21 protein-coding genes, 2 pseudogenes and 1 riboswitch are annotated in these 23,836 nt (G+C 35.3%); of the genes and pseudogenes, 5 read left to right on the top strand and 18 right to left on the bottom strand.

Annotation, left to right across the window (positions count from 1 at the left end; all coding sequences use genetic code 11):
• Positions 1–164: 164 nt before the first annotated feature.
• From arsC to B5P40_RS22380, 8 genes are all read right to left on the bottom strand, one after another.
• Positions 165–569, bottom strand: coding sequence for an arsenate reductase (thioredoxin) (arsC, locus tag B5P40_RS22420; RefSeq protein WP_000791428.1), 405 nt, complete (start codon positions 567–569; stop codon positions 165–167).
• A 25-nt stretch (positions 570–594) separates the two neighbouring features.
• Positions 595–1,635 carry an ACR3 family arsenite efflux transporter gene (gene arsB / locus B5P40_RS22415; RefSeq protein ID WP_016120475.1) on the bottom strand — a complete coding sequence of 347 codons (1,041 nt, stop codon included), beginning with the start codon at positions 1,633–1,635 and terminating at the stop codon, positions 595–597.
• A gap of 18 nt (positions 1,636–1,653) precedes the next feature.
• Entirely contained in the window at positions 1,654–2,091 is a 438-nt protein-coding gene (locus B5P40_RS22410; protein ID WP_088265414.1) for an ArsI/CadI family heavy metal resistance metalloenzyme, read from the bottom strand.
• A 60-nt stretch (positions 2,092–2,151) separates the two neighbouring features.
• Positions 2,152–2,457 (bottom strand): arsenical resistance operon transcriptional regulator ArsR, encoded by a 306-nt coding sequence (gene arsR / locus B5P40_RS22405; RefSeq protein WP_000046014.1) that lies wholly within the window; start codon positions 2,455–2,457, stop codon positions 2,152–2,154.
• A 534-nt stretch (positions 2,458–2,991) separates the two neighbouring features.
• Entirely contained in the window at positions 2,992–3,501 is a 510-nt protein-coding gene (locus B5P40_RS22395) for a DinB family protein (protein ID WP_002013615.1), read from the bottom strand.
• Between the two features lie 545 nt (positions 3,502–4,046).
• Complete coding sequence (locus B5P40_RS22390) at positions 4,047–5,903, bottom strand: alpha/beta fold hydrolase (protein WP_113709899.1); 1,857 nt, start codon at positions 5,901–5,903, stop codon at positions 4,047–4,049.
• A gap of 58 nt (positions 5,904–5,961) precedes the next feature.
• The gene (locus B5P40_RS22385) at positions 5,962–6,528 is read right to left on the bottom strand and encodes a TetR/AcrR family transcriptional regulator (RefSeq protein ID WP_002128043.1); all 567 of its coding nucleotides are present in this window, start codon (positions 6,526–6,528) and stop codon (positions 5,962–5,964) included.
• 335 nt (positions 6,529–6,863) lie between these two features.
• A complete protein-coding gene (locus tag B5P40_RS22380; RefSeq protein WP_002128046.1) occupies positions 6,864–7,628 on the bottom strand; it encodes an SDR family oxidoreductase in 765 nt (254 codons plus the stop codon).
• 319 nt (positions 7,629–7,947) lie between these two features.
• On the opposite strand from B5P40_RS22380, the gene B5P40_RS22375 reads away from it, so the two are divergent.
• The gene (locus B5P40_RS22375) at positions 7,948–8,388 is read left to right on the top strand and encodes an Lrp/AsnC family transcriptional regulator (RefSeq protein WP_001178569.1); all 441 of its coding nucleotides are present in this window, start codon (positions 7,948–7,950) and stop codon (positions 8,386–8,388) included.
• Positions 8,389–8,523: 135 nt separating this feature from the next.
• Here B5P40_RS22375 and B5P40_RS22370 read toward each other — a convergent pair whose 3' ends face one another.
• Positions 8,524–9,729 carry a M20 family metallopeptidase gene (locus tag B5P40_RS22370; protein WP_113709898.1) on the bottom strand — a complete coding sequence of 402 codons (1,206 nt, stop codon included), beginning with the start codon at positions 9,727–9,729 and terminating at the stop codon, positions 8,524–8,526.
• Between the two features lie 88 nt (positions 9,730–9,817).
• A riboswitch (SAM riboswitch) is annotated at positions 9,818–9,919 on the bottom strand.
• A gap of 75 nt (positions 9,920–9,994) precedes the next feature.
• Positions 9,995–12,304, bottom strand: coding sequence for an AAA domain-containing protein (locus B5P40_RS22365; protein ID WP_113709897.1), 2,310 nt, complete (start codon positions 12,302–12,304; stop codon positions 9,995–9,997).
• Positions 12,305–12,419: 115 nt separating this feature from the next.
• Between B5P40_RS22365 and B5P40_RS22360 the strand changes: the two genes are divergently transcribed.
• Both B5P40_RS22360 and B5P40_RS22355 read left to right on the top strand, forming a co-directional pair.
• Entirely contained in the window at positions 12,420–12,812 is a 393-nt protein-coding gene (locus B5P40_RS22360) for a VOC family protein (protein ID WP_002142402.1), read from the top strand.
• Positions 12,813–12,946: 134 nt separating this feature from the next.
• Positions 12,947–13,303, top strand: coding sequence for a hypothetical protein (locus B5P40_RS22355; protein ID WP_113709896.1), 357 nt, complete (start codon positions 12,947–12,949; stop codon positions 13,301–13,303).
• 184 nt (positions 13,304–13,487) lie between these two features.
• Here B5P40_RS22355 and B5P40_RS22350 read toward each other — a convergent pair.
• The 3 genes and pseudogenes from B5P40_RS22350 to B5P40_RS22335 form a co-directional block, all read right to left on the bottom strand.
• Positions 13,488–14,796, bottom strand: a pseudogene (locus tag B5P40_RS22350) (condensation domain-containing protein).
• A gap of 929 nt (positions 14,797–15,725) precedes the next feature.
• On the bottom strand, positions 15,726–16,049 hold the full coding sequence (locus B5P40_RS22340; protein ID WP_113709895.1) for a PepSY domain-containing protein: 324 nt from the start codon (positions 16,047–16,049) through the stop codon (positions 15,726–15,728).
• 20 nt (positions 16,050–16,069) lie between these two features.
• Positions 16,070–16,539 (bottom strand): annotated as a pseudogene (locus tag B5P40_RS22335) (hypothetical protein).
• 329 nt (positions 16,540–16,868) lie between these two features.
• Between B5P40_RS22335 and B5P40_RS22330 the strand changes: the two are divergent.
• A complete protein-coding gene (locus B5P40_RS22330; protein ID WP_113709894.1) occupies positions 16,869–17,543 on the top strand; it encodes a response regulator transcription factor in 675 nt (224 codons plus the stop codon).
• Entirely contained in the window at positions 17,540–18,913 is a 1,374-nt protein-coding gene (locus B5P40_RS22325; protein ID WP_002128056.1) for a sensor histidine kinase, read from the top strand. The genes B5P40_RS22330 and B5P40_RS22325 overlap by 4 nt, the downstream gene beginning before the upstream one ends.
• A gap of 236 nt (positions 18,914–19,149) precedes the next feature.
• Here the strand turns inward: B5P40_RS22325 and B5P40_RS22320 are convergent, their stop codons facing one another.
• The 5 genes from B5P40_RS22320 to B5P40_RS22300 form a co-directional block, all read right to left on the bottom strand.
• A complete protein-coding gene (locus B5P40_RS22320; RefSeq protein ID WP_002128057.1) occupies positions 19,150–19,536 on the bottom strand; it encodes a DUF1259 domain-containing protein in 387 nt (128 codons plus the stop codon).
• Positions 19,537–19,875: 339 nt separating this feature from the next.
• Positions 19,876–20,037: a hypothetical protein gene (locus B5P40_RS32920; RefSeq protein WP_181462957.1), complete on the bottom strand. Its 162-nt coding sequence runs from the start codon at positions 20,035–20,037 to the stop codon at positions 19,876–19,878.
• Between the two features lie 625 nt (positions 20,038–20,662).
• The gene (locus B5P40_RS22310) at positions 20,663–21,292 is read right to left on the bottom strand and encodes a LysE family translocator (protein WP_000274249.1); all 630 of its coding nucleotides are present in this window, start codon (positions 21,290–21,292) and stop codon (positions 20,663–20,665) included.
• A 209-nt stretch (positions 21,293–21,501) separates the two neighbouring features.
• Complete coding sequence (locus tag B5P40_RS22305) at positions 21,502–21,717, bottom strand: hypothetical protein (protein WP_002017170.1); 216 nt, start codon at positions 21,715–21,717, stop codon at positions 21,502–21,504.
• 351 nt (positions 21,718–22,068) lie between these two features.
• Positions 22,069–23,514, bottom strand: a complete 1,446-nt coding sequence (locus B5P40_RS22300; RefSeq protein ID WP_002128059.1) for a L,D-transpeptidase family protein — start codon at positions 23,512–23,514, stop codon at positions 22,069–22,071.
• Between the last annotated feature and the right edge of the window lie 322 nt (positions 23,515–23,836).

The raw sequence follows: 23,836 nt of genomic DNA, 5'->3' as shown, positions 1-23,836 counted from the left end.
TTCTATATATAAATTTAATAGAGACAGACTACCATTCTAACTATATCATTCTTACATAATATTCTGCATTCGTTGAGATAGTTGTTGTAAACCAATGCAGTAGTGACTATGTATAGAAAAAGAGCCAATCCCCTATACAATAGAAAATTGGCTCTTTCCTTTATTTACTCCCCTGTTTCAGAAAATCGTTTTATACGTTCCCCAATTTCATCGCGAACACGTTGAAATTCAGACCATTCTTTTCCTGCCGGGTCATCAAATCCCCAGTGAACACGATTCACATGTGAAGGAGTAGATGGACACACAGCATCTGCATGACTACAAAGCGTAACGACTAAATCAGCGTTATTTAAAATATTTGAATCAATCATATCCGATGTTTGATTCGTTATATCGATATTTACTTCTTTCATCGCTTTAATAGCATTTGGATTTACTCCGTGTGCTTCGATTCCTGCAGAATATACATTCCACTTATCGCCTAAATATTGTTTGCCCCATGCTTCTGCCATTTGGCTTCGGCATGAATTTCCTGTGCATAAGAAATAGATTGTCTTTTTGTTTTTCATGTTGTTTTCCGCCTTTATTTTTAAATTATACTGGTTGATCATTAAAATATTTACGCTTAAACCAAAAAGCAACGTTTACAAGTGCAATCATTACAGGTACTTCAACTAACGGCCCGATAACAGCTGCAAATGCTGCGCCTGAATGAATACCAAACACACCAACTGCTACAGCAATTGCTAACTCAAAATTATTACTACCTGCTGTAAATGCTAACGTTGTAGTCACCGGATAGTTTGCACCAATTTTTCTTCCCATAAAGAAAGAAACAAAAAACATCACAATAAAATAGATTAATAACGGAATTGCTATTCTTACTACATCTAGTGGTACGCTAACAATCATTTCCCCTTTTAAAGAGAACATAACGACGATTGTAAATAATAATGCAAGTAATGTAAGTGGACTAATCTTAGGTATAAACACCTTTTCATACCATTGTCTTCCTTTTAACTTAACGAGTACAAAGCGTGTCAACATACCTGCTATAAAAGGAATTCCCAAATAGATAAATACTGATTTCGCTACTTCTACCATTGTAATATCGACAATAGCCCCTTCAATTCCTAACCATTCTGGAATGACTGTTACAAACACGTATGCATAAACGGAGAAAAAGAGCATTTGGAATACCGAGTTAAAAGCCACTAAACCTGCTGCATACTCTTTATCCCCATCTGCAAGATCGTTCCAAACAATTACCATTGCAATACAACGTGCTAAACCAATCATAATGAGCCCGACCATGTATTCTGGCTTATCTGGAAGAAAAATAATTGCTAAAACAAACATAAGTACAGGACCAATAATCCAGTTTTGCACTAAAGATAAAACCAATACTTTTACATCTTTAAATACCCGGCCCATTTCCTCGTAACGAACTTTCGCCAACGGTGGATACATCATGACAATTAAACCGACAGCGAGCGGGATGGACGTCGTTCCAACTTGTAATGTATTTAGTCCGTCTACTACACTAGGAAACACAAACCCTAAACCAATCCCAACAGCCATAGCTAGAAAAATCCATAGTGTTAAATATCGATCTAGAAAAGATAAACGTTTCATTTTATTTTCCATCTCCTATTAACAACAAGAATTTTTATCTACTACGTTAGAAGTCGTGCAACAAGATGGATCTTCAATTTTATGAACATCACTTTCTGCTTTTGTATAAAAGAATTCCCACTCGTTACCATCAGGATCCGTTACCCAAAACTTATCTTGAACTGCATAGCAACAAGTTGTATCCATCTCATCACGCGCAAAGAAACCTTCTTTTTCTAATCTTTCTTTATGTAATGTAATTTCTTCAGCTGTATCCACTTGAAAACCAAAATGATTTACTTGATTTCCTTTAACTTCATCTCGCACGTTCAGCGTGAAATTAAGTCCTGGCGTCTCTAATAAAAATTTTGCATAATCCATTTTCACCTTAACTGGTGACACACCAAATACCTTTTCATAAAATTCAACAGACTTCTCTAAATCCGTAACATTTATACCAACGTGAACATATCTCATAGCTTATTCCTCCTCTTTACATATCATTAATCAATTTTTTTTGATTAATAGTGCGAAATTTTAACAGCAACTACCTTTGCCTGTTTTTCTAAAGATACAGCATAATTCTTCTGATAATAAATTATTTACTTCCGCATCATTTAAATCATAATAACTCCACGTACCTTTTGTTTCTTTTACAATTAAACCTGCATCTAATAAGATCTTTAAATGATATGACAACTTAGATTGCGTCATTTCAAAAATCTCTGTTAAATCACATACACAAGTCTGGCCTCGCTGACAAAGTTCATACATAATCTCTAAACGCTTCTGATCGGCCAACGCTTTAAATTTTTTCTCATAGAGCTGAAAATCTTGTGCCATTTTAGTTCACTCCCCCTTCATCAACTTTTTTTGATGTTTATAGTATATACGCTGATTAATTTATTATGCAACTAATTAATCAAAATTTTTTGATTTACAAAAAAATTCCTCACATCATATCTTTGCTACAACTAAAAAGGACCATAGCCTTTTCAAAAATAAAAAACTATGGTTCTTTTTACAACTTAATAGTTACAATATTTCCGAGGAATGGAGTCTCTATAACTGTTTTAAATTTTAATTTGACCATTATAGAGTAGTGCCCCATCATCATCAAGCTAAGAAAAACAAATACCCCCAAATGAAAAAAATCGATATAACTCTTCGGCAAATAAAGATAACTCTTGTTTTTGGTGCATATTCATAAAAAGCACGTCACCCTTTCTCATTAACATAAGAGAATAGTAATGTGCTTTTAATTTCAAAAATAGTCTAAATCCTTAAGTTGATGGTTGTGGAGCGGGACCCCAATAAGAACGGTATCTAAGGTTGTATGAGAGGTGTTAGTTCCATTCCAAAGGCCTCAGCCGACGATTAACTCAAGTACCGATTTCGGATGACCCCCATGTGATGAAGTTCGTGTCCTGCGATGCCGTACGCGAGGGCGCGCGCCGTAATGCTTAGGTTGTTGGCTGTGCCCTTGCGGGTCCACGCCTCCGCCGGTAGCCCGCGCAGCAATGTGATCGTTGATTGCCGTACGGCCCGGTAGTCTTCGGCCAATTGCTCGGTTGTCCAACTTCCGAAAGGAGGCATGAACAATTCCTGATCAAAACCAGTCAGAGGCGTCTGGTCCCCTCTTGCGAACCGGAGCAGGCGGTAGGTCATGACGCGTTCCGAGTCTGCAATGTGGCCCACGACTTCTTTCAGCGTCCATTTTCCTTCCGCATACCGATACGCGTACTGACTTTCGGTCAACGATGCCAGGAGCTCGATCATTTGCTTTTCCTGGGCGAGCAGAATGTCGATGATGTTACCGTCCGGTACCAAACGAATATATTCGCCGGAGTTCCCGGCGTATTCTTCTTCTGACGGTCTTTGATTCATGCGTAGTCACCTCTTTATGTATATATAGAAAATTATAGCACTCGTCTATGTCTAATAAATTCGCGAAATGATAGAACTTTCCTTCTAATAATTGAGGATAAGCAACTATTTAGTTGGTCGGTCGCCACACTATCCTGATTCGTTAGCACAATAAGCAATGTTAATCAATAATGCATAAAAATTATCTGTTATACAATATTTCGAAGTTATTAATATATAAAGGTAACACCTTCTTTTTTAATTTAAAGATGGATTTTCAATTATATTTTGAAATGAATCGGAGTAAAACACACTAGTCTAACTACTTTTTTATAAACATCGTAACATTATTTCCCCCCCATATTGCCATCAATTTGAGAAATGTATTCTTCTCAAAAATGAAAATCGACCTAAGATCCTATGGACAACTATGAAAGGATGAAATTTTCGTTTTGGGGATATTTCAGAAGTATAGCTTGATAGGTATGGGGTGGGACCCCAAACAGTACGATTTTATTTCAAAGACACAACGATCTTACTATACACTGTTTATTTATCCCACACTCTCATCTGCTAGTATTACTATTTTTTATTACTAATGTTGCCGTTTCACTCGGATGGCTAAGAGGAAAATGATGGCCATATGGAACAAAATCAACCTTACCAAGATGCAATGGAGCAGAATAGCCTCTGTCATAATCCCCCCAAATAATGTGAAGATTATACATTGTTACTTCATTGAAATCACCTTGATCGTTTTTCAGTAGTAAACTGTTAAGCTGAACCGTAGTATTTAAAATTCTAGGAGAAGTAAAACTGTTACTTATTTTTTCGATATAATGTTCAGGGATGCTCTCCATACTTTCAAACAAACCATTACTTAATAAATAACGCCCTATCAAATTAGTAGTTGCCAATTTTAATGTCCATTTGTTCATAAATTGGGGAACATTTAGCGATTTAGCATTTTTTTTAGCAACAGGTGGCTGAAGTAAAGTGATTGAATACTTCTTATCTATATACTTTTGTACCAATGCTTCCAGAAGAATAAACGCACCGAATGAATGGCCAATTAGATGTGCACCATTAGTAGCTTTCTCCAATAACTTTTTCACTACATTCAAATAGATATCTAGAAGATTTTTCTCTTGTTTAAAAGGAGAACGTCCCAAACCTGGAAGATCCAAGATCCATACAGGTTGACCAGTTTTTTCATGAAGCTCTTGTGCTAAAGGAAATAAATCCTCTCCATCACTCAATAAACCATGTAATAAAATAAACGGTTTACCCTCTCCTTGTAATTGGTAAAGGGTAGTGTTATCGTATAATGTTCGTTTAAATAAATGATTATGCTGGCCATTTTGATACATCATTCGATAATCCAGATCAGCTACTACGGCAGGGAAAAATTTCATTACACTCGTCTTCTTAAACCAATCTCCTCCCATAATTTTTTTCGTTGAAACATTTGAAAATTTTCGTTTTGTGATAAAATTCAGTCCATCAGAAGGGATTTTTGTTATTTTACTTACTCCACTATTCATAATTGCTTTCATAAGTGGCATTGGGACAGAGATTTTTGGTGCCCTCATATTCATACTTTCCGACATAATACTTAATAATTCAGCAATGTTCTGATCGTGCTGTTTGTCTTCAACAAGTGTATATGTTTGAATAGTCGGTTGCTCCAATCTGAAAACCTGCACAATAAACTTCGCAAGCTCATCGTTTGAAATAAGTGGTAACCTATATCCCTTACCTCCAGGAATCACTGGCATGAGCCCTCTTCGCATACTCATCACAAGCAAACCTAATCCTGCTATCTGCTCTGTACTCCCTGTTTTACTACTACCGACTACAGTTGGCGGATTAATTACAGAAAGCGGATAACCTACTGCTGATGCCTGGTGACGGATATAAAGATCTGCTAAAAATTTTGATCTCTCATATGGATTTTTCATTTTCAAATAATTGTTTCCTTCTTTAAACACATCAATTGCAATCTTGCTATTTTTATCATCAAAGGGACTCATATAACCTACAACATGAATAAATTGTTGCAAGCCCTTCAATTGATGAATACTTTTAGCTAATTCACTAATATGTTTGGCGCCATTTAAAAATACGGAAGCTGCCTCTTTACTTGTCACTTGAATATCCATGGGGCCTCCTGCGTGAATAATCACATCCGTTTTCAATATCCTCTCCTTATCTTCAGCACTTAGACCTAAATCTATTTCCGTCAAATCATCTTCAATAAAGTGCATAACTGCCTTTTTTAAGATGCCTCTTTCTTGAAAAATGCGTGTTGCTTTACTTTTCGACCTCACTAAAAGAAGAATTTTAACATCCTCTTTAGCTAATTCTTTCACTAATTGCTTTCCAATAAAGCCTGTTCCACCAATTAAAAATACTGTTCTCATATAAAATCTCCTTTTTAGTACTATTCAGTACTAATTTGATGTAAAAAAAAAGCTTCTTTTATCGAAGCAAGTTAAATAAATGATCTGCTGTTTTCGTGATTACAGTTGCATCCTTCAATGTTTCTGAAATAAATAACGCTCCTTCAAGATTTGTAATAAAAAGTGATGCAACCTCATCAATATTAATCGTATTTCTGAATTCTCCATTCTCTACCCCTTGTTTAAGTAATAGAGAAACTTTCTTTTGTAATTCTGTAAAAAAAAGACCTATTTTTTCTTTTATTTGCGTGGCCTGTGTAGGACTTTGAATATAAAGAGTAATAAATGGACAGCTCCCCTTATACTCTCTCGACTGAACTCCTTGTGATAATTGCTTTAAAAACAGTTGGATACGATCTTCAACTAAAAATTGGTTCTGAGAAAGTACGTCATCAATTGCAGATTGATACATTCCAATCCAATAATCAACGACCCCTTCTAATAATACTTCCTTATTAGAAAAGTGATAATACACATTAGACTTTGAAACTTTGCTTACACGTACTAATTCATCCATACTTGTATAAGCAAACCCTTTTTCTAAAAATAATGTTGCAGCTACTTCAATCACACGTTTTTGATTCATTAATTTTACCTTTGTCATAACTAGAACTATATAGTACTAATTTAAATGTTGCAAGTATTTATGTTAATTTAGAAAAAAGTTTGATTAAAAAAGTTCCACTAACATTGATTTTACTGCAAAAAAATCTTATTTTGAATAAAGTTGAACTGAACCCCGAAATTGTTAATTCACTATCGTCTAATAGGGGTCACCATACATACCCATCAACTTAAGAAAAAGAAATGCCCCCAAAACGAAAAAATGAGCGGCTTCTCAAAATAGCTATCTGTAGAGAAAGAAAATTTTAATTTAGGGGGATATGAAAATATTAGCTTGATGGGTATGAAGTAGTGCCCCTATAAACAAAATCCTCCAGAAACATCTAAAATTTGCCCTGTTACCCAGCGGCTATCAGAAGAAGCAAGGAATGCTACTACATCTGCAATATCTTCAACTTGCCCTATTCGTCCGAACACAGATGAATTCGTAGCAAAATTTCGTATTTCCGGATTATCTAGCAATTTCGCATTTATATCTGTCTTCGTATATCCAGGCATAATTGCATTCACTGTTATACCTCTTTCTCCAAGATGTTTAGCTAGAGGAAGTGTCATCGTATTTAGTGCACCTTTACTTAAACCGTATGCAATGGACCCTGCAAAACCAAGTCTTACTTCAGCTGATGAAATGTTAATAACTCGCCCCTCCGCTCGTAATAACGGTAATGTTTGCTGAATTAAGAAGAACGGTGCTTTAATATTTACAGACATAATTTCATCAAAAACTTCTTCTGTCGTATTTTCAATTGTTCCTTGTGTACCTATCCCTGCATTGTTTACTAAAATATCAATCTCTGATGTACCAACTCTTATTTGTAATTCATTCTTCAATTGTTCTACTATCTTTTTGACACCATCAATTGAATTGAAATCCGCTTCAATTAAGAATGCCTTTCCTCCATTTGATTCAATCTCACTAATTGTTTCATCTGCAGCTGCTTTATTTCGGCCATAGTGAATTGCAACTAATGCACCGTCGTTTGCCAATCTCATCGCAATCGCACGACCAATACCGCGACTCGCCCCTGTTACTAACGCTACTTTCCCATCAAGATTCTTCATTTTTTCCACCCTTCCTAAATTTTCGTTTGATAAAGTGAAACTTTAATCAGTGGGGGTTTTCTTCATCCCCCACTGATTATCAGCCCTCACCAATCGGGCTTTTACGGGCAGTTAATCTCTCACCTAACCACTTTGCTCCAGCTGAATTTTGAGGTGGGAGTTTTACTGCCCGTTAATGCGGGATAAATCCTATACTTATATTTTTAAGCAAATACTAATAATTTTAAATATAGATTTATAGGTAATTTAGTTCCTTCACTTATGATATTATAGTTATAATTTACGATTTACTTTAGAAAATAAAAAGGGGGGCTATCCAATGCAAAACGCAGTAAAACTAGATGAAATTGACCATAAAATTATGAACTTGTTGTATGAAAATGCGAGAATTTCTGTTTCAGAAATAGGACGTATTATATCCATGACGCAGCCTGCTGTAAAAGAACGCATTAACAAGCTTGAAGATCAAGGGGTTATAGCTGCTTACCGAACGAAATTTGAGCCTTCCAAAATTAATAAAAACATCCAAGCATTTATTATGTTCAAAACGAGTCAATGCTCTGATTTCATCCAATATTGTAATGCCGCTCCTGAAGTAACAGATTTATATCGAATTAGCGGGGAATTTAATTATATGATGAAAGTCATGAGCGATTCGATGGATTCTCTCGCTGCATTTTTAGACTCTTTAATGCAATTTGGATTATCATCTCCTTTAATTGTTTTAAAGAGTGAATTTGAAGAGAAATTGTCGTTCTGATAAGAGGGTACTAAGGTAGAAATATGAAGTGTATGTGGAAAAATTCTTTTATAATATAATAAAACCAGCCATAGGCTGGTTCTTTTTTCATTCAATTTCCTACTAAAAAATCCCGAGTATAATTCTCCTTCTTCCCTATCCTTGATTCTTCCGCGCCTCCCTAAACTCCTCCTTCACCTTCTCTAACAAACCTTCTTCTGTAATTAATCGATACGCTGTATTTGCTAGTGCTTTTGCCGATGTGATTAGCGCTTTATCTCCAAGTTCTGAACGTGCTGCTTCTCTAAATTCATTCGTATGCGCAATTAAATCGTCTGGACCGATTTTAATGTACGGATGAATTGTCGGTACGACTTGGCTTACATTTCCTGCATCTGTTGAGCCAATTCCTACTCTTTCTTTACGGTTTACATCTTCACCTAGTAGTTCTAACTCTTCCGCTACGACGTCATTAAATGTTTTTGTTACGAGTAGTTCATCGATTTCATTTTGGAGTTGATGAATTTTTACTTTTGTACCTGTTGCTAACGCTGCTCCTTGTGCGATGTTTCTTACTTTCTCTGTTACTTCCGCACATCTTTTTCTCGTTGCTGCGCGGATGAAGAACCTTGCTGCGGCGTAGTCAGGAATAATATTAGGTGCTTTCCCGCCCTCAGTAATAACACCATGAATTCTCACATCTGATGGGAGTTGTTGGCGAAGTGCATTAATACTGTTATACAGCTGGATAATCGCATCTAATGCGTTAATTCCTTCTTCTGGTGAGGCCGCTGCGTGAGCTGTTTTTCCGTAAAAATGAAAATCTAGTGGATCAACTGCTAGTGACGGACTCGTTGGAGCTGTTTTTCCGCTCGGATGAATCATAAGCGCCGCATCAATGTTTTTAAATAAGCCAGCTTTCACATAACTCGATTTTGCGCTACCATTTGGCCCGCCCTCTTCTGCTGGTGTTCCGAACACGACAACTTCTCCGCCGATTTCCTCAAGCGTTTCTGATAACGCGATCGCTGCTGCAACGCTAATTGTTCCGATTAAATTGTGACCACACGCATGACCGAGTCCTGGTAAAGCATCATACTCAGCTAAAAATGCGATAACTGGTCCTTGTTTCCCGGAACTTTTTCGCGCGATAAACCCTGTTTCATGACCAGCTATATTGTGCTGCAACTGAAATCCTGCGCTTCCTAACAACAAACTTAACGTTCTTGATGCGTAAAATTCTTGGTTACCAATCTCCGGATTCGCATGAATATTATGACTTGTTTCTATGTACTTTTCCGTATTTCTTTCTATACTCTCTTCAATTGTTTTTCTTTGTGACGTTACTCCTGTCGCTCCCATTTTTCTTCCTCCTTTTATTTTCACGTAAAAAAGCCTCTTTCTAAAAGATAGAAAGAGGCTTCTGTATATACAGTCAAAATGAGCTTCTTTCTTATCTTTCAAGTTACCTTGCTGGAATTGGCACAGTATTCATAAAGAATCCGCTGCCGAGGTGTCATAGGGCCAGTCCCTCAACCTCTCGTGATAAGAATTTTCATAAAATTATATTAAATTATTTTCATTCTAAGTTCATTCCAGACAAAAGTCAAGGAATTCCTATCTGAATTTACCGAATATCTAAAAACCCTTTTAATACGCCAATTGTTTCAGGTGCTTGTAATCTTGCACATATGTACGGAAATTCCATACTACCTTCAAACATCATTTGAGATGTAAGAGGTGCTCCTGCCCAAAAGATTTCATCATCGATTACTATAAACGGGAACGCTTTGTTTTGCCTTTGTAATTTTACATTTTTTAATGGAACTGGTCCATCACTATACACCGTTATTTGCGCATTTGTACGCATTAACGCTTGCCATACTCGTTTATCTACTTGCCTTGTACTTGGAAGGGAAATGATAATTTTTCGTTTTGCGGCTAAAATATCTTTCAATAACCCTTTCGACTCTTCAAGATTCATTTCCATAAACCAGCGTAAACGTTTCGAAATTTTCCGCTCCCACAATTGTCTTGATGTCGTGCGATCATATACATCTCCGTGACGTTCTATATGAGCTGTTAATTGTGATAACGCTTGTTTTCTCGAAAGGTTTTTACGCATATAATGGCAATCTGATAATTGAATGAACTTCCCTCTCGCTCTCGTTACTGCTACATTGACGAGGCGATGGTTTTTATGATCAAATAATAACACGCCAGGGCGTTCTTGCGGATAACTATCTACCGTATCAAAGATCATCATATCTCTTTCAGACCCTTGAAACTTATGAACTGTCGCCGCTAAAACTGGTATGTTTTGATATTTCGTTTTCTGCAACATTTCTCTAATGCACGTTGATAAAAAGCGGGACTGTGCCCTGTAAGGCGTAACTACACCGATAGATTGAACACCGTCTAACAATCCAATTAACATCATTTGCATCGCTACTAAACCAGACATAATATTAAAACGAGAACCGGAAGCAGCGTCTTTTAAAGAAAAGGCTCCCATTAAGCTCGTATCAAATAAAACACTCGCCTCATTTGCGAACGGTTGCAGTTTCGCAAGTTCTTTACGCTCTGAAACAGATGGATGATCGTATACTCTGTTTTTATAAATAAATGAATTCGTAAACTTCGATATATCCGTATGCATACGTCTTTGCTCCTGCAGCATGAAAAGGTTCGGATGTGCTTCTGATTTATTTACAGAATCAACAATCCCGGCATGATAAAACATATCTTCGCCGAGCCATTTTCGAACGAGTTCATGGTTCGCCATCGCAATTGGAGGTAATTGTAAAAAGTCACCACAAACGACAATACGTTTTCCAAGTGAAGCAGCTAATGCAATTTGCGGAACATATGCCATACTCACTTCATCTACGACAACTAAATCAAATGTACGCTCATAAATAAGTGAATCAATGGCACATTTCGATAAAGTTGCGCCGATTACTTTCGCATTTTCAATGTATTCTTTTTCTACTTCTTTAATTTTCGCTTTTTGCTTTCGAAGATCACTTTCAATCTCTTGTATACGCTTCTTATCAGCAGAAGTCGCTTTATATGATAAAATCTTTTCACGAAGATCTTGTCGTGTCTCTTCTAAATAGAGTCTTTCTTCTCCCCAAGATCCATTCGTCGTTTCAACTAACTTCGATGCAAGTAACGTTTCATGATTTCGTATATGTTCATGTTGACTATAACCGTAACGAACAATTTCGCCAGGCGTCCATTTCTTTTTCTTCTCAATTTGCTTCGTTACCTCGCTCATTAATACGTCTACTGCCGCATTACTATGAGCTAACACAAGTACCGATTTTCCTTTTTGATAATGAGCCGAAATAATACGTGATAAATTGTACGACTTCCCTGTTCCCGGTGGTCCCCACACGTACGTTGTTGGATTGTAAAAAGAACGATACGCCAATTCATTTTTCGTATTTTTCATCTTTTCAAGATGTTTCGGACTGCTCGTCCCATCAACAAGACGCTTTATACGATTACGTTTTAGCTTATCTTTATGTGCCTCTTTCAATCGCTCTTGTAGTTGTTCTAACAATTGCCACGGTTCACTGTATAAAACCGCTTCTCGTATTTCACCTTGTATATAATCATTTAATTTCAGTTCTATTTCTAATCCATGTACAGATAATACTTCCCCCGTCGCTTCCTCACCATCGAACTCAATTCGAATTGGTGAACCTTCAGGTAAGCTTACTTCCGAAATAAGCTGAAATACGTATACTGTACTTTCATAATCTGTATATAAAAAACGACCGTTCATGATAGAAATTTTACTACCACCTATCGTTTTCCAATGTTTAATTTCATACGCTAATGCATAATGCCACTCTTTCATCGTTGCCGATAATGAAGGAGTTTGAGTAGTTGTATTCATCGTATAATCTCCTTCCTTCTCCCCAAACATACTTTCTCACTATACCATATAACACGCTAAAATTTGTAAGGTTTTTATCTTGCTTATTTTCTTAATTTTCAATAATATATTGTATATAATTTTCAGAAAGAAGGAAGGAATCTACATGCCAGTTAGAAGAATAGAACACGTTGGACTTATGGTTGCAAACTTAGAAACATCTATCTCATTTTATGAAGAAGTAGTCGGCTTACAACTCATTAAACGTATGGGACATCCAAATCCAGACTTAAAACTCGCTTTTTTAGGTGTGGAAGAATCGAAAGAAACGATACTTGAACTAATTGAAGGTTACAACTCTTCCCTTCCGGCAGAAGGAAAAGTACATCACATTTGCTTTAAAGTGGATTCATTAGAAGATGAAATCAAAAGACTAGAAAGCCACAAAGTAACATTTTTACTAGGCGAAGAAATTGAAACATTACCAGATGGAACACGTTACATATTCTTCGCTGGTCCTGATGGAGAGTGGATTGAGTTTTTTGAGACGGAGAGATAAAGTAAACCTTTATTTTGCGGGATAGAAAAAGAGCCGGAATTCCGGCCCTTGTTTTTAAACCGGTAACAATGAAATATAGCTTCAATCCGAAGAATCAACTATGTTAAAAACAATCATTTTGTTAGGAGTAGAGAATGATTAATACAATCTATATTATTATTTTTTGGATACTTATTCTATTTCCAATCCTGTATGTAATTAAGATACAGCGCTGGAATATAAAAGTGGCTGCCGTATTTGTTGGAAGAATCCTATTAAGTATTATCTTTTTCATAAACGGAATGGCTTTAGGACTGCAACGAAATTGGGCAGAGCCTCCTTATGAAACAGAATGGGATTTCTTTATAAAGTCTTTATTAAATGGAAAAACTGATGCACTTATACACTTGTTACTTCTAATTATTATCGTTACTTTCGACTTAATAATTATATTTTTTTATAGAAATAGGGTATTTTCCCTATTTCTTTCTTTACTGGGGTACCGCCCATAATCATCAAGCTAAGAAAAGCGAATACCCCAAAACGAAAAAAATGACCTGAATTCTCATAAATAACTGTTGTAGTGATATAAAATTTTCGTTTTAGGGATACTTCAAAATATTAGCTTGATGAACATGGGGACGAGCCACTAAAATACAATTCCGCTAGAAATTTCCGCTCTATATTCCCTTTTATTTATGATAGTTGATTAACAACACTTTCTAAAAATTTGTCTACCTCTTCTTTTGATGTATCCGGTGTATGATAACCAATCGTAAATGTAAGTCCCCCATTATAAAAGCTTGCACCCATTGAAAAGAATGGCGCATACATAATGGGTGATGTCATATACCCGTCCTCAGCTTGAACTTCACCAAACTGAATAGGTTCATCAGCGATCACCCCGAAATTTGTCAGTAACGGCAACGCCATCCCCATCTGTAAAGCCTGCTCGTATTGCTGATTATACATTTCCTTCACCACAGATAGGCTTCATACCTGCCAGTAGCTCCATTCCTGCTGCTGAAGACAGACCTGGATTTTGAGACTTTATTTTATCCATTGATTGTTTAATTCGAACGAGAGTCTGATTAAATGATTCATTATCCTCCATTTTAATCACTGGCATTTCCATGCCGGATAAGTTGCAAATAGCACCAGTTGTATAATTAGGCAGATATCGACGTAAATCAATTGTTAAACCGATCATTTTTTCTGCGGTGCGAGGTTCTGCATACACAGTGAAATGTGATAAAGCTCGGAAGTAGGCAGTCATGATTACATCATTCAAGGTAGCCTGTTGTGCTTTTGTCCATTGGGTTAGACGTAGAGATTGCTCATGGCTCAACCGCCGTACAGACATTTGAGGGGATTTATTTTTGTTGGGTTGAGATGGAAAAGACCATAACGATGCTTGTTGTTCTTGGCTAGGACGATACGCGCTTTTTATGTCCGATATTCCAGCATATTTGAATACATGTGATTGATCTCGAAAACTCTCATTTCCCTCACCAAATTCCTTCATAATTTGATTCTTAGATTGTCCCAAGGAAAGTTGAGTATAAATTGCTCCAAGCAAATTAATATATTCCTTGACCCCTGCGCCATCTGAACATAGATGAGATAATTTCACAACTAACATATCTGTTGTAGTGCCTCGTAATAATTTTGTTTGAACCATAGGCCCCTGAATACGATCACCGGGTTCCTTAATAAAATCTATTGCCATTATTTCAAGTTCTTGATTATTTCCTTCTGCAAAAAGGCAAATAGGTGAGTTAGTGGCAGATGAATGTTCCTCCCAGTAAGGGATATCATTTTCTACAAACCGGCTGTTCAAAACCGGCTGCAATTGTAACGTTATCCTTACTGATTGTTCAAGTATTTCCTTTGATATACCTACAGGAAAATAAAGAACTGCATTAATTTGTTGATCTGCAGAATAAAGACCTAATACATAATTCATTCGATCTTGAGGTGTTACTGAAAACTTTCTTTGTTCCATAATTCCGTCCCCCTTTTAAGACTTTTTTTGCATAACCTTATTCTCCATATGGTTGTAAATTTTCTTCAAGAGTAAATAATTATTATTTTTTGAACTTTTCACAAAAGTATCTTTTCCGTACTGGTTCCATTCTTTTTACGGCTCTTTGTAGGTGATATAACCATTATTTTATTATTATTAACACTTCCTACCTCCCCTCTTAAAATCAAACGAAAATCGATTTAGTTTATATATATACAAACATTTTACAATGGTGTTTGGTAATTATCAATAAAAACAAATTATTTTTATGTCTGTTAATAAAAAAAATAATATAATACGTTTAGGTGTTACTTCATAATAAAAAGGTTGATGGGCATGGAGGACCACCAACCTTTTATCATATTGCTTTAGATGTTTGTATTCATTATTACATTGTTTACAAATAACTCCTGTTTGCACTTGTATCACCTCATCATTTTCAAACTTCCAAACTAACTAGGTCTTCATAAAGTGAAACTTTAATCAGTGGGGGGTTTTGTCCATCCCCACTGATTATTAGCCTTCGCCAATCGGGCGTTTACGGGCAGCAGGGCTCCCACCTAACTCCTTTGCTCCAGCTGAATTTTGAGGTGGGAGTTTTACTGCCCACAAATAGCGAAAAAAAGGAGCCGGAATTTTGGCCCCTTTTTTCGCAAGTGCAGCAATGGTTTGAAGAACCGTAACCTTCAACCTAAAAATTTACCCAGATTAAAAAACAATCATTTTGTGAGGAGTAGAAAATGATGAATACAGTCTATATTTTTGTTTTTTAGATGAGTGTATTTCTTAACTTGATAGCGATGTAGCTGGCCCCTTTTAGAATAGTAGAGTATAAACGTGAAAAAACTTCTAACAAATTTTGTTAGAAGTTTTTTAAAATACGTGATATTTTATTTATCAATATTTCTTCAGTCTTCATTATTGATTTCTATCGTGCCTGTTCTAGCACTAACCTTTAAAATATTTAATAGATTCTCAGGTGTCTTGATTTCCACTTCATATTCAAATTTAGATTGTGCTAAGTTGTCATCTTCTAATTCGAATTCTTTTTTCACATTAATAATTTCTCCATTTGTATGAACTAAAGAAATTTCACGAACTTGTTTCTCTGTATAGTTTTCATTCTTTTTCGCATAATTGTAACCCATACCATAATATCCACCAACAATAGCGATACCGATTATTAAAATAGCAATTACACTTATAATTATTTTCTTTTTATGTTTTAACATTTCCATCCACTCCTTAATAATTAATCATTTATTCCAAATCTTGCTTCAAGTACATTTTCTGCTTGCTCTAATTGATCTTCAAGTATATCTTGTTCTCTTTCTTGTATTTGATATTGTTCAACAGTTATCGTCCCAGCGTGAAAATCTGCTTCTAGCTGATCATCAGATAGATCTATCTTGTCATCTAATTGGTCAATTTCTTTTTTTGCTGCTAAGTACGTATTTAAGTTATCTTCTTTTGCTCCAACTGGTTTCGTATTATTTGCCTTTTCTACAATAGATGTGACTTCGTTTTTGAAATCTTGTGTTGCTTAGTATCATTCATAGCAGGCCCTGTTTTGTGTGGTTCTTGTTGTAGTTGCGTACCTTCTTTTTGTGATGTATCGTTTTCTACTTTCAGTTGTTGTATTTCTGTATCGTTATCAGCTTGAGTAGAACAAGCTGTTAAGAATAAACAAGACATTGCTCCAATCATCATCCATTTTCCCATTATGTTCTCCTCCCTTTACATGTGCACCTTATCCATGTCCTTATATTACTGAACAAACATTAAAGGAAGATTAATGTGCCAAAAAATAAAGTGAAACTTTAATCAGTGGGGGTTTTGTCCATCCCCCACTGATTATCAGCCCTCACCAATCGGGCTTTTACGGGCAGCAGGGCTCCCACCTAACTCTCTCGCATTCGCCGAATTTTGAGGTAGGAGTCTTACTGCCCGTTAATGCGGGATAAAATGATATAATTAAATAGTTTCTAATCTTTCTTTAATGTTTCGGAATTATAGTGATACATATAAATAAGAAGAAAAGGAGAATGTTAATGCGAGTTCTTATTGTCGAAGATGAAAAAGACTTACAAAATATATTGGTAAAACGATTAAATGCAGAATATTATAGTGTCGATGGATGTGGGAATGGAGAAGATGCTTTGGATTATATAAACATGGCTACCTACGATTTGATTGTGCTTGACATTATGATTCCCGGAATAGATGGTTTACAAGTATTACAAAGATTACGTGCGGACAATAATACAACTCCTGTCTTGCTTCTTACAGCTAAAGATACAATTGATGATCGCGTAACAGGACTCGACTTAGGTGCGGACGATTATTTAGTAAAGCCCTTTGCTTTTGATGAGCTGTTAGCAAGAATTCGAGTGTTGATGCGAAGAAAAACAGGAAATACATCTAATGTGTTTGAAATCGCTGACCTAGTGGTGGATTGCAATATGCATAAAGTAACAAGAGGAGATCAAGTTATCAATCTTTCCAGTAAAGAATTTGCTATTTTAGAATATATGATTCGTAATAAAGAAGTTGTGTTGACACGAGATAAAATTGAGCAACATGTGTGGAATTACGACTATGAAGGTGGCTCGAATATTATTGATGTTTACGTCCGCTATCTTCGCAAAAAAATTGATAGCCAGTTTGAAACGAAGTTAATTCATACAGTACGAGGAACTGGTTACGTATTGCGAGTAGAATCATGAAAAGACTATCAATAAAAATGAGAGTGACCCTATGGTATACGGGGCTAGTTGTAATTATTATGGCACTCGTGTTAGCTTTTATTTTAACTTCTTCAGATAAAGTTTTGCTTTTTAATATGAAAAATCAATTGAAGAGCACAGTAAAAGAAAGCATTGAAGATATCGAATATAAGCATGGACAGTTAAAGATTGACGATGAATTTGAAGCCTTAGAAGATGGAGTAAATATCATCATTTATAGTAAACAAGGTGAGCTGCTGGCAGGACATAATCCAACAACCTTTAATAAAAAGGTATCGCTTAAATCCGATGAAATACAAACCATTAAAGACGGTAATAAGGAATGGATAGTATATGATTTTCTCCATAATGTAGGCGGCGATGAGCAAGTCTGGGTTCGTGGCATAATGACCATGAATCAATTATCATCAACCATGAATACGCTTATTGTGGTAACACTCATCTCATTTCCATTACTTATTCTCATTGCGGCAGTGGGAGGATATTTTATTACGCAAAGAGCGTTTCGACCTGTGCAACAAATGAGTGATTCAGCCAGTGAAATTGGTGATGGTAAAGACCTTTCGAAGAGAATTAATTTACAAGGTTCATCGAAAGACGAAATGTATCATTTAGCACAAACCTTTGACAAAATGTTTGAGCGATTGGAGACATCATTCGAAAGTGAAAAACAATTTACATCTGACGCATCTCATGAATTAAGAACACCAACATCTGTTATTATTTCGCAATGCGAATACGCTTTATCGCAGAGGAATAATCCGAAAGAAATGGAAGAATCGTTAGAAGTAATTTTAAGGCAATCGCGTAAAATGTCCGTGTTAATCTCGCAACTCTTATTATTAGCACGAGTTGACCAAGAAAAGCATAATACTTTTCAATTTGAATGTATCAATATGAGTGAATTAACGGAAATCGTTGTAGAAGAGCTTTCATTAATGGTTCAAGAAGCTTCGATTAATATAACAACACATATAGAGGAAGACCTGTTTATTAAAGCAGATCAAACATTGATGATGCGTTTATTAATGAATTTACTAACGAATGCGATTGCTTATAGCAAAGCGAACGGCACTGTGAATATGCAACTGTTCCGGGATGAAACCAACATAATAGGTAAAGTCTCCGATAATGGCATAGGCATCAGCGAGCAACATATTGCGAAAATATGGGACCGCTTCTATCGAGTTGACGCAGCACGAACCTCTTCAAACAATGGAAACACAGGTTTAGGATTGTCGATGGTAAAATGGATTATAGAACTACACGGAGGAGAAATTACCGTTGAAAGTGAATTAGGAGAAGGCAGTACTTTTACATTTAAACTACCTATTGAAAACCGAGCATAATGTATGCTCGGTTTTAGCTTTAGAATAAAGATTGATTAAAAAGCTCTCTTCAGTCCTTATTTAAAAGTAAATACAAAAACTCCATTTTGAAAAAAAGCGATCAAAATGGAGTTACTCTTTTTAGCTATATATGAGATTTTATAAAACCATCTACTTAAATCTATTTTCCAAGTATACCATTCAACAATCTGAAATATTCTAATCAACACAATCACTCATTTAACTAAAAAAATTGGTTAATTGCATAATGCTCTTCTAACTTTCCTTGCGAAAATTAGTGGATCATCAACATCTTCGATATTAACGTAAATTAAATTTGGATCATCACATAACCACTCATTGTGTATAGACGAAACGATTATTCCTTGTTTAATAATTGTAGCAACAAATCCATTGACTTCCTTTTGTAAGAGCGCTATCCGCCCTAGACATAATGCCCGTCCAGTTTTATTATCTCTTGATTCGAATGAGAAGGAAGTTGTTACTCTAAAACGTTTTCCTAAGATTGTCGCTTGTATTTCATCCCGATTTATTGTTGCCACGCATTTTCCACCGGCGAATCCTTCTTGGCCACCGATAATTCTTGCAAACTGTTGACAAATTAATTCATCATTAAACGCCATGCCTTTAATCATCCCCCTTTTACTGTTAGGTTATGAATGAATACATCGGTCTGAAACGGTAATGAATCTATTCTATTACAAAAAGATGATGGCAATCTAACGAAATCTATTAGCTCAATTATTCTTGATTATTTGAATTAACTCGGCTATATATGTTAAGACATTTTTAGAGAGCATAAAAAAGACACCCTAAGGTGCCATCCTCCGACTTGAGAATCATATCTATGTATGGAGAAATTTAGAAAAGAGAAACTTCTAACTATAACTTATAGAGCTCTTATACCACGAATTACTTACATACATATTTTCTTATTTACCGGAAGAATAATCCCCGTTATATTACTTTCTGATCAGTCTCGTTAAAGCCATCCCAATAAATCCAGCACCCATCCCTATTAGCCATCCAGCATGAGTATCACCTAATATAGATCCCACTCCTCCGCCAAGAAACATGCAGCCAACGAATACTAATCCTCCAATTCTCCAATTCGGCCGTTCCATAATTCAATCACATCCCTTCAATAAAACATATGCGATTAACTAGCCTAACTTTCTTGCATGAGATAGTTAATTATTTTGCTTAGGTTTAGCACTTTCAGGGAATTCAAAAGATGCGGAAATTGAGCCATTTGAATGGATTGCAGAAGGTGAATTTAATTTTTTTATATTATAATAACTTAACGAAATCTGTTAGCTCAATTATTCTTGATCATATGAATTGTTACCAGAGTTTAAATAGTGCAGAATTTTTTTGTTATAAGGTGTTTTTCCTTTTCAGCTTGATGGGTATGGGGTGCTACTCCATCGCTATTAAGTTAAGAAACACATTCTTTCCCAAATGTTCAGTTAAAAAATGTCTTAGACTGCATTTAGTTGGTATAACTAGATTCCTCTATTCTAGTTTTCTAAATGTAATACTGGAAAAGATTTAACCTTGTCATTGGAGGGCACATATATTCATGACAATTAATTAAAATAGATCCTGCACTATGAAATAAATTTTTAGATAAACCAAAATAACAAGCAAAAAGCCCCTTCAAATTTGAAGGGGCTTTTTAGTATATAGAAATTAGCTTAAATCAAAGATAACATTTCTTGAAAGGGGGCATTTTTATATTATTCAGGTTTATTGAGGAGCCTTCGTTTGAAGCAACTTTAACCCCATACCAATAAAAATCATTCCAGTTACTTTATTTAGAATCATCCCTACCTTTTGATTTCCTCTTAATTTTTTTGTGACATATGAAGAGAAATAAGCAACAAATAAACACCACAATAATCCAGTGACTGTAAAAGTAATTCCTAAAATGATAAAAGGCATAGGGCCTGAAGCCTTTGTATCTATAAATTGCGGAAGAAACGCAATAAAGAATAAAGAGACTTTTGGATTCGTGAGACTTGTTAAGAGTCCTTGTAAATATATCTTTCTAATGTTCAATTTATTGGATGAGGCTTGGAAAGCTACATTTGTTTTATCAAGTATCATTTTAATCCCTAAATATACAAGATAGATAACACCTATAACCTTAATGGTGTTAAATAACACAATGGATTTTGTAAGTATAATAGATAAACCAAAAGCAACCAATAATGTATGAACTAAAGAACCAGTAATAATACCAAAAACAGAATACACACCTGCTTTTCTACCTTGTGAAATACTTCTTCCCACAATATACATGGTGTCTGCGCCAGGAATTAGATTTAATAAAATCCCTGTTAGTAAAAACACTTCGTAATTAATAATACCGTACATTCTAGCACCCCTATCTATTTTTTTGGTGCCCTTATTGATATTAAATTAAATAAAAGAAAAAGAAAAGTGTTTTCTATTTATTCAATAAAATTAATGTTTTTTTAATTTACAACCAATAAAACTGATGGAGTGTATCATTCGTATCGCGGACCTAAAACTCACTATTGAATAAGTAAAACCCCAGAAATCCAAAGGTCTCTGGGGCTTCATTATATATTTAGCTCTTTTTGCTTTTTGTTTTGTTTATGTCTATGCAGCAATTTTCGACTTATGAGAGAAATCAGTAATAAGATCAGTATTAGTACGAAAAGTTGCATAAATGATAAATCAAAATATTTAGCACCTGTAACTATTAAAAGTGTAGAAATCGTACCCTTTACAATGAAAAAAATAATAATCCATAATCCGCCTTTTTTCCAGTTCATTTTTATTTTACCCTTTCCTACGCTTAAATTCTTAAATGGGACACCTTAATAGAAATCTATTATATTAATAAAAAAGTAAACTTTTTCACAAAAATCATGTCCAATTACATGCGACGATTTCATAATAAATGAAAATGATATTCAGTGTCAATTTTATTGACTATTTGAATATCTATTTATCATCTCAATCTCTTTCTACTTCGTTTCTTATAGGCAATGAACTCTTGTTTTCAAACAAAAAAAAACCTCCATTGAATTTGCACACTAAATATGCGAATTCAAGAGGTGTTTTTTCATGTACCATCAGATAAGATTTCCTGCTTTATTTATTTCTTGATACGTAGCTATTTTCTAGTACACAATAACTGGATCATTAGTGTTCAAACTATCATATACAGTTTTTGCAACATTAGGAAGAAGGTTTACACACCCGCCTGATCCCCCTGTTAAATAAGCATTATTTGCCCAGTCTTTTCGCCAGCCTGCATCATGGAATCCTTGGCCGCTATTTGTGAATGGAACCCAGTAATCTACCTTAACTGCATAATCAGCTTTACCTACTGCGCTGCCTTTCAGCGTGTATGGTGTTCGTTTATATAGAACGTACCACACACCTGGTGATGTATCTTCACTCGTGCTATGTTTACCAGTTACTACATTTGTTGTGACGACTAATTTCCCATCTTTATAAATCCAAATTTGTTGATCTGCAATTGAAACTTCCGCATACGTGTCTCCGATGCCATTATTCGATGTTGTTTCATAACCGATACCTTCCTTCTCCCAACCATTTCCATGGATATTAGAAGCAGATAGCGATTTTTCACCCTTTTCAAAAGCTTGTTGAACTTGTTTTGTTTCTTTTTCAACATCTAGTGCCCAGCCGTAGCCTTGTCCTTTTACTGATATGACCGAACCGGAATGGGTTTTAAAGCTGAAATTTTTATTTAATGTTGATTTAGCATTATTAATTTCAGCAATCTTATTTTTAATGTCGCTCGCATCGATTGTAACTTTCATATCCTTTGACATAGAGGCATTCTGAATTAAATCTTTCGCTTTTAAAGGATACACTTCATTCTGCACTTTATACTCAACAGACTGCCCAAGAAGATTCTGTAGTGCTTTCTCCTCTTTTTTGACAATCGGATCGTCTTCTTTAATAGGCTGTATGTATGTAGACTTCAGATGAATTTCACTTTTATACTTCTGCTTGTCGTAATCTTTCAGTAGACTAGTAACGTCATACTGTTTTCCATCAACGCTCTTCGAAATAACAACTTTTCCTTGTTCAAGCTTCGCCATAGCATCTTGAGGCGCTTTTAATTTTTCATTCATAGAGATGAGCTTTTCTTCTACAAGTTTTTTCATCGTTTCACTACGATACTGATCCGCCTTTTCCGGTAGCACTGAATATTTTTTTTCCTTTGAGGAAGGGAAAAATGTCCACTGGCTTTTTAATAGTTTCTTAACTTGAGGCAAATCTTTTTCCGTAAGTTCCGTTTTTGTATCTTTTTCATCTAAAATTTGTTGTTGATCAACATAGACTTTGTTTTCTAGTCCAGATGTTTTTAATTTCTGTATTGCCTGATCAGCGTTCAGACCACCGACTTTTGTGTCATTAATCGTAACATTTGAATTGAAGTGAGTTGTCTGATAATAACTCATTCCTCCAATGAGAAGTACAATTACACCAACACCCGCTGCAATAAGCTTCCAATTTGTAAAACGTTTGCTTGATCTTACTCGTTTTCTCTCAACTTCTTCAACTGATTCATTTATTGGATTATTGTTCATCAATCTTTCCCCCGTATACATTAACGTCAATCGATTTTAAACTAAAACCATTGACTAGTGTACCTTATTTTTCCTAAAATTTCATTATTTTTAAAAAGATTTTATCGCATTTAATTAATTAAATTCGGGTTTTTCAATAGTACGATACATTGAATACCCCTTTACAAGTAATAAAGTGAAACTTTAATCAACTGTTACACCAAGGGATTTAGCTAAATCTCTTGTGAAAGCTTTTTCTCTTTACGTAAAATACGAAGTATGTTCTCCATTTTTATGAACATCACCCCTAATTTTGCCAAAAACTTTTACATTATTAGTTTAT

The organism is Bacillus sp. SRB_8, assembly GCF_003264205.1.
GTDB lineage: Bacteria > Bacillota > Bacilli > Bacillales > Bacillaceae_G > Bacillus_A > Bacillus_A mycoides.
This window is presented reverse-complemented; position numbering and strand designations above follow the sequence as displayed.

Bases quoted from the DNA above. Each gene is read 5' to 3' on its own strand.
- arsC (WP_000791428.1), bottom strand. From the start codon at position 569: ATGAAAAACAAAAAGACAATCTATTTCTTATGCACAGGAAATTCATGC.
- arsB (WP_016120475.1), bottom strand. From the start codon at position 1,635: ATGAAACGTTTATCTTTTCTAGATCGATATTTAACACTATGGATTTTT.
- B5P40_RS22410 (WP_088265414.1), bottom strand. From the start codon at position 2,091: ATGAGATATGTTCACGTTGGTATAAATGTTACGGATTTAGAGAAGTCT.
- arsR (WP_000046014.1), bottom strand. From the start codon at position 2,457: ATGGCACAAGATTTTCAGCTCTATGAGAAAAAATTTAAAGCGTTGGCC.
- B5P40_RS22395 (WP_002013615.1), bottom strand. From the start codon at position 3,501: ATGAATCAAAGACCGTCAGAAGAAGAATACGCCGGGAACTCCGGCGAA.
- B5P40_RS22390 (WP_113709899.1), bottom strand. From the start codon at position 5,903: ATGAGAACAGTATTTTTAATTGGTGGAACAGGCTTTATTGGAAAGCAA.
- B5P40_RS22385 (WP_002128043.1), bottom strand. From the start codon at position 6,528: ATGAATCAAAAACGTGTGATTGAAGTAGCTGCAACATTATTTTTAGAA.
- B5P40_RS22380 (WP_002128046.1), bottom strand. From the start codon at position 7,628: ATGAAGAATCTTGATGGGAAAGTAGCGTTAGTAACAGGGGCGAGTCGC.
- B5P40_RS22375 (WP_001178569.1), top strand. From the start codon at position 7,948: ATGCAAAACGCAGTAAAACTAGATGAAATTGACCATAAAATTATGAAC.
- B5P40_RS22370 (WP_113709898.1), bottom strand. From the start codon at position 9,729: ATGGGAGCGACAGGAGTAACGTCACAAAGAAAAACAATTGAAGAGAGT.
- B5P40_RS22365 (WP_113709897.1), bottom strand. From the start codon at position 12,304: ATGTTTGGGGAGAAGGAAGGAGATTATACGATGAATACAACTACTCAA.
- B5P40_RS22360 (WP_002142402.1), top strand. From the start codon at position 12,420: ATGCCAGTTAGAAGAATAGAACACGTTGGACTTATGGTTGCAAACTTA.
- B5P40_RS22355 (WP_113709896.1), top strand. From the start codon at position 12,947: ATGATTAATACAATCTATATTATTATTTTTTGGATACTTATTCTATTT.
- B5P40_RS22340 (WP_113709895.1), bottom strand. From the start codon at position 16,049: ATGTTAAAACATAAAAAGAAAATAATTATAAGTGTAATTGCTATTTTA.
- B5P40_RS22330 (WP_113709894.1), top strand. From the start codon at position 16,869: ATGCGAGTTCTTATTGTCGAAGATGAAAAAGACTTACAAAATATATTG.
- B5P40_RS22325 (WP_002128056.1), top strand. From the start codon at position 17,540: ATGAAAAGACTATCAATAAAAATGAGAGTGACCCTATGGTATACGGGG.
- B5P40_RS22320 (WP_002128057.1), bottom strand. From the start codon at position 19,536: ATGGCGTTTAATGATGAATTAATTTGTCAACAGTTTGCAAGAATTATC.
- B5P40_RS32920 (WP_181462957.1), bottom strand. From the start codon at position 20,037: ATGGAACGGCCGAATTGGAGAATTGGAGGATTAGTATTCGTTGGCTGC.
- B5P40_RS22310 (WP_000274249.1), bottom strand. From the start codon at position 21,292: ATGTACGGTATTATTAATTACGAAGTGTTTTTACTAACAGGGATTTTA.
- B5P40_RS22305 (WP_002017170.1), bottom strand. From the start codon at position 21,717: ATGAACTGGAAAAAAGGCGGATTATGGATTATTATTTTTTTCATTGTA.
- B5P40_RS22300 (WP_002128059.1), bottom strand. From the start codon at position 23,514: ATGAACAATAATCCAATAAATGAATCAGTTGAAGAAGTTGAGAGAAAA.